5 protein-coding genes and 1 pseudogene are annotated in these 6,172 nt (G+C 35.8%); all 6 read right to left on the bottom strand.

Annotation, left to right across the window (positions count from 1 at the left end; genetic code table 11):
- Positions 1 to 2,003 (bottom strand): type VI secretion system Vgr family protein (locus J536_RS23160; RefSeq protein ID WP_032064095.1); only part of this gene is annotated, 2,003 nt, incomplete at its 3' end.
- A gap of 404 nt (positions 2,004 to 2,407) precedes the next feature.
- Positions 2,408 to 2,527: pseudogene (locus J536_RS26450) on the bottom strand (hypothetical protein); the annotation flags it as partial.
- Positions 2,528 to 2,640: 113 nt separating this feature from the next.
- Positions 2,641 to 2,970 (bottom strand): DUF1910 domain-containing protein, encoded by a 330-nt coding sequence (locus J536_RS26295; protein ID WP_165395662.1) that lies wholly within the window; start codon positions 2,968 to 2,970, stop codon positions 2,641 to 2,643.
- 163 nt (positions 2,971 to 3,133) lie between these two features.
- Positions 3,134 to 4,117, bottom strand: coding sequence for a PoNe immunity protein domain-containing protein (locus J536_RS23155; protein ID WP_017400129.1), 984 nt, complete (start codon positions 4,115 to 4,117; stop codon positions 3,134 to 3,136).
- A gap of 30 nt (positions 4,118 to 4,147) precedes the next feature.
- Positions 4,148 to 5,500, bottom strand: a complete 1,353-nt coding sequence (locus J536_RS23150; protein ID WP_017400130.1) for a hypothetical protein — start codon at positions 5,498 to 5,500, stop codon at positions 4,148 to 4,150.
- 12 nt (positions 5,501 to 5,512) lie between these two features.
- Positions 5,513 to 6,172 (bottom strand): DUF2345 domain-containing protein (locus J536_RS23145; protein WP_032064094.1); only part of this gene is annotated, 660 nt, incomplete at its 5' end.

The following is a 6,172-nucleotide window of genomic DNA, read 5'->3' as shown; positions in this document are numbered from 1 at the left end:
CTGAGTGCCTTGGCATTGTTGAGGCCGCCTTCGATTTGTTGCTTGGCCTCGTTTGCATCAAGGTGTACACCTTGAGCCTGATCCTGTTTGTGGGTACTAACGAGTAAGCCACTGCCTGCTCTGACTGCACCCCACTGGTCTGTTCGTATCTCGAAACCTTCACCTCGGCCTTCGCTTTCTGGTTTGTCTTTTGGATGGCTTAAGTTACCTAAGTTGAGTTGACTTGCGGCATGGCTGCTTTGCAGCTGGGTACTGATTTGCCCTGTGGTGTCATCAAAACGTAGCTGGTTAAAACCCTTACCATCGACTTCTTCTGAACGAATGCCGCTGAGCTTTTTAGTGTCGGGGAGCTGACCTTTCTGGTCGAACTGGGTTGGATGGCGTTCAGCTTCGTGAATACGCCCCACCACAAATGGACGGTCAATGTTGCCGTCAAAGAAGTCGATGACCACAATCTCACCCACACGTGGTAAGAAACGTGCGCCATAACCCTCACCTGCCCATGGGGTCAATACATCGACCCAAGCCGAGTCGGTGTCATTGTCGTTACTTCCTGCTCCACCATCATGGCTATGGTCATCAGCTCGGGTAAATAGGAAACGGACTTTAATGCGTCCCCATTGGTCAACATGGATACTTTCGCCTTCCAAGCCAACCACTCTAGCGCGCTGCGGGTAAGCAGCTGGACGGTGCTCTAACGGATGGTACTCAGGAACAGTTTTAATATTTCTACGCGACAAGATGAGTTCATTACCCTGACGCTCAGTCTGGTCATTTGGCCCTGATTGATTGTTTTGCCATTGGCTTTGACTAAAAAGTTGATTGATTTGCTGTTGCAAATCTTTAGGCAAATTATTTTGTAAATAAAAGCTTTTACCAATAATCAGAAATTCTTTGTCCGATCCGCTATGCGTATCTATTTCTGGATGTTCATTCAGTTCAAACCAATAACCGACTTGCGCATCACGTACCGTGGTTTGTGCATGAAAGTATTTTGATTGAGAAGCATAATAATCAGATAGATTTTGATTGAGTTTTTCTAGCTGCTGGTGACCCGATGCAGTGGCTTGGTCTTCCCCATTTAAATCTTGCATCCAAGCAGGGCTGACATGCCATGCATGTTCTAGACTTAAACTCGCATTATCCTGATTAGCACTATGACTATGCTTTGACTGAACACTGCCCATGCCTTCTTCTTGACTTAAAGCATCTGCCTGCCAGCGTTGTACATGCACGGCTGTAGGTTGCAAGCTTCGAGTTGGCACAAGACTCGTCATACTGTCTTGTTGTTCAACTGCGCTACTGCGGTGATAACGGATATTTCTTCGGTCTAATGCTAAATATGATTCATTATTATCAATTAAACGTAGTTTCTGTGGTTGAATTTCATCCGAGCTATCAGCGACCCAAAGCTGAGCTTCATCAACCAACCAGTTAATGCCTTCACTACGCCAAAGTCGGGTTAAAAATTCATAATCAGTTTCATTAGTTTGCATGATAAAAGGTCGAACATCGTAGTCTTCGGTTAGACCTTTTAAATCCAAAGTTAAACCAGAAGCAAACAACGGGCTTTTGTTCTGCCATTCTGTAAATAGAATTTTGGTGATGTCCCGTACACTCTTATTCATAAACACACGGCTATTTCGGCGTTTATGCCATAGCGCAGTTGGGTCTTGTAATCTCAGTTTATACAATGTTAATGAACCATCACTCTGCCCCTGACTGGCTTCGGTAATAATTCCTGTAGTTCTAAATAATTGCCCCTGATCAGTTACTTGATCGACTGCAACCTGACAACCAATAAATTGTTTTAATGAAATATGGGCATTGGTAGAAAGACAAAATAAATCGGCAGTCAGTCCTTCATTTAGCTGATGCTGCCCTTCAATACTTTGTAAAAAGACTTGAGTATTCAACGATGGATTAGAAAACTGAACATGAAGCACGCGCTTTTGCGAGCTGATACCCAAATCTTCTAGAATTCTATGTATATGAGATAACATCTTTTTTATGAAAACTTTGTCAGGATTGGCATTATTTTATAAAATACAGAAACATCTGTCTATTTTGTAAAGGAAAACTTAACCATATGAATACACGAATAAAGCTATCTTTTAGTCGTAGATAATTTATTTTAATAAAGAGAGTAATTAGAATACATTACTTATCTAAAACCCCATTAAATAATGTTTTTTTTACTTATATATTTTAATTTTTATTCTTCTGTTTCAAACTGCCAGTAAACCTCTCCCCAGTCTTGTTTTTTAATTTCTGGAAGAATCTCTCCAGCATTAAAATATTGTCGAGAATTATTACTAGCTACTGTAAACCAATAACCCGATTGAGGAGCCTTCTCACCTGCTAAATCTTTATACCATTTCTTTAAAAATTTATGTAAATGCTTCAGAGAAACCTTATTATCTTGGCTTACAAAAGCATTTGAAAGCTCAAAGTAAGGCTGGGGAAAAAGAACATCAGAACAGTCAAAACGATTATCATCAGAAAAAGCTAAAAATTCTTCAACGATCCAGTATTACCTCCATTTTCTTGATTCTCTCCATCTACTAATTTGGCAACACTCATTAATAAGTCATTTCTTTTTAATAAATAACAAAGGCTAATTAACCAAATATATAAGCATTAATCATCAAGTAACTCTAAATCAAAGACACTAAAATTTGGATCTTTATAATAAGTTCTTTGCTTTTCAGACAAAATATTAAATAAATTTATGATACTCTCAAAATCTACACGTAAGTGATCAATAGATCTTCCAGCAGTATAATCTAGTATAAATAGATCAAATTGATATCTTGCAGCTATAGAATAAGAATCTATCCATCCCGCTTCAATATCTTCATCACTATTAGATTCACCTAAAAAGTCTTGAATAGCATTTATTAAAGCAGCTCTGGTAGAGAGATAATACTTTTCATCCATTTTTTGTCTTTGCTGATTAATAAACATCATTTCAACCTTACATTTAATAAATTTCAAAAATTAAATTTTAAAAACTTAATATATGTAAGTTTCATTAATTTCCTATATTTATTCCTAGCTCAAAACTATTTTGATCATTTACTATATTTTAGAACTAACTTTTGTAGATAAGAATGCCCTATTGGGCATTCAATTAATTCTCACCATCCCAATACCAATATACCTCACCCCAGTCCATTTCAATAAGTGTGGGAAGAACTTCATCCTGAACAAAATACCGGCGTAAACTTGGCTGTGCAGGTGTTTGCCAATAACCAGTTCTTGTACATTTCTCCCCCCCTCTTAATTTTATTTGTATTACATCATCATTCAATGCTTTTATTTTTGTTTGATTACGAGCCCACAGTACAATATCCTTAGGGTAAAATAGATGTTTATATAAAGAACTATCATCTAAATCAAGTAAATAAACTAATGCAGCTGCTTCAAATGCCCAATAACCTACATAGGAACTTTTATTTTCTAAATCCAAGTGACTATTATACCAAATTTCATTTCTATTCATTTGATACCAATTTGATAAGTATTCATCCAAAAGCTCGACTGAATGTTTTTTATCACTTTTTACTAAAACATTGTCAACCACATCACATAATTTAGCATAACTTAAGGAAAACAAATTTCCTTCATTTATAGTTGGATGAGTAGAATCATTTAACTTAAAAAATTTATTAATAATTTCATCTTCGCCTGTATGACTATCTCCCTCACCATTAACTAAAGAATGAATACGGAGAAAAAGATCATTGCGATGTAGTAAAAAAGCAAGGCTTAATATATTTAAAGTTTCATTTTGGCTAGTAATAACAGAAGGTTTTTCTGATTTATGAAAAAGAGCCAATGCTTCTGATTGCTTTTCATAACCATCGATAACTTTTTCAAATATGGGGATAAGTTCTTGTATAGAATGTCCAGCAGTATATGTAAGATACAATAAAGAAGTATATATATCTGTAATTGCAGTCCAACGACTTGCTTCACCACAATTATATTGATCATCTTCAAATGCATCACTTTCTAGATATAGAGGAATTCCTTCCTCATTGTATTCTTTAGTTTTTAAATAATAATCTTCAGTTAAAAATTGCTGCCTACGCTGTTCTGTAAAATTTGACACGTTTTATTCCTCATATCTGACAAGTCAACTTTACTTAGTATGACCATTCTTAATGTTCGCTCGAGTAACTCGATTGTTTAAAGCCTCATCTATTTTAGCTGCCCCCCAAAAGTTTGATGGAGTATGTTCATTTAAATGTTCACTATGATCAACTGGCTGATTATCTTGAATAGATATAGCTAAAACATTTAAGTGTTCTACAGTTTCAGGGTGAGCGTAATTAAAATAAAGTAAATGACGTGAAAATCCTGCAATTTCAACATTTCTTAACGAAGTTTCTCTTAATCTTTTTTTAACCCATTCATCACTCATCTGTTGATTGATTAAAAACTTTTTCTTTGGTATTAATTTCTTTTCAGCTCTTTTTTCTTTTTTAGCACTAGCTCTTTCTATATGCCTTTCTCTCGTATCCTGTTGTTTATCCAAATCATTTAATAGAGAACCTGGTCCTGTACCTTTCCCCATGCTTAAACTAGCTTTGGCTTCTATAATCGCGTAACTCTTAGTATTCATAATACCAATATTTTTTTTATCAGATTTCCATATCGCATCAATACCTTGATCATGAATACCTATGTGTAATTTCGTCATAGGGCGTTGTAATTTGGGAGTCAGTTGCTGCCCAGAATCATGAACTGCCGGAATTGCCAACTTGTTAGCAACCCAATAGTCTGCCATATGTTCACCAACACCTCCAACTTCAAGATTTGATAAAACTTTTGAAATATCAACTTTTGATAAAGTCTTACCCTTGTTACCATGACCATTTCCATTTTGACCAGTTTTACCGTCATAAGTTGTTCCATGGGCAGAATTATTTTGATGACCTTTGCCACCACCTACATGCCGTTTATCCGCTGACGATTTAGGAATTTTTGTCTTCCAATGTAAAACTTTTCTTGCGAGTAATTGCACCAAGGATGAAATAGATGCTTCTAAAAAATTAAATGTAATTTCGATACTTTGGTTAATCCAATATTTTGCCCATCTATTGCCTATATTTTTATTAGATGCATTTAAAGCTTCACGTTTACCGCTTCTAATCAACTCTCTTATTTTTGTATCACTGATTATTTCACTCAACCATTGTTCAGGATTCCCATATATTTTACAATGTGTCATGATAAAACGTATTAATTCAAACAATATTTCTGGTTTTCTGTTTACAATTCTTAATCCTGCTTTTAACCCATCTCCTGGTCCTGGTATAAATCCAATCACACATAAAATAACTTCAAAATAATTATCATCAGACTTTTCTTGATATAAATTATATGAGGCTCTTGCTAAATCAGCCACATCAAGTGCAACTCCAGCTGGAGAAAAACCAATAGCAATTGCTTGAGTAATAAGTGCTACATCATCTTTATTTAAATCAACCATATACCACCTATTTTAATTTTCAACATCCCAATTTTTTAATAATTCATCAAGCTCTATTTCATCTTGATCTGTAAAGTTTTCTAAAATGCTTTCTTCTAAAACTTCAATTTCAACTTTTCTTTGATCTTCACCATACCAGACTGTATAAGATTCATTTGTTGGTACATTTGGAATTTTTGCGAACCCTTTATCATCTAAATTTCCTTTAAATTCTTGACCACTTTCAAATACAACTAAATACGGAGCTCCTTTCATCGGTTCTAACGTAGGCCAATGATAATTTAATTCCAAGAAACTTTTTAACTCACCGAGTGGCGGTAAATTGTATGGAACTTTTTCCCCTGATTGGAACAAATGCTGCCCAGCCTTCACCTCAAACTTACCACCCGTAACTGGGAAAATTCCCGAGCCATTAATCTTGATTTGAGATCCGCCCGCTGTGATCACAATTTCTTTAGAAGCACTAATTTCAATTTTGTCTTCTGTTGAAATAATCTGCACAGCTTTACGGGCAATTAAATCTGCACCATCACCTTGTGCTTGTATTTCGACTTTGCCTTTGCCTGCATAGAGTCTTGTCCCTTCTTGAGCCGCAAAAAGGCTAATTTTATTTTGGGCGTGTGCAATCAGGTTCTTTTGCGTAGTCAGGTTAATGCTATCACCAGCAGTTTG

Origin of the sequence: Acinetobacter sp. 809848, assembly GCF_000581275.1 — a bacterium.
Taxonomy (GTDB): Bacteria; Pseudomonadota; Gammaproteobacteria; order Pseudomonadales; family Moraxellaceae; genus Acinetobacter; species Acinetobacter pittii.
This window is presented reverse-complemented; position numbering and strand designations above follow the sequence as displayed.

Coding starts and splice junctions, on each gene's coding strand:
- J536_RS26295 (WP_165395662.1), bottom strand. CDS start 2,970: ATGATGTTTATTAATCAGCAAAGACAAAAAATGGATGAAAAGTATTAT.
- J536_RS23150 (WP_017400130.1), bottom strand. CDS start 5,500: ATGGTTGATTTAAATAAAGATGATGTAGCACTTATTACTCAAGCAATT.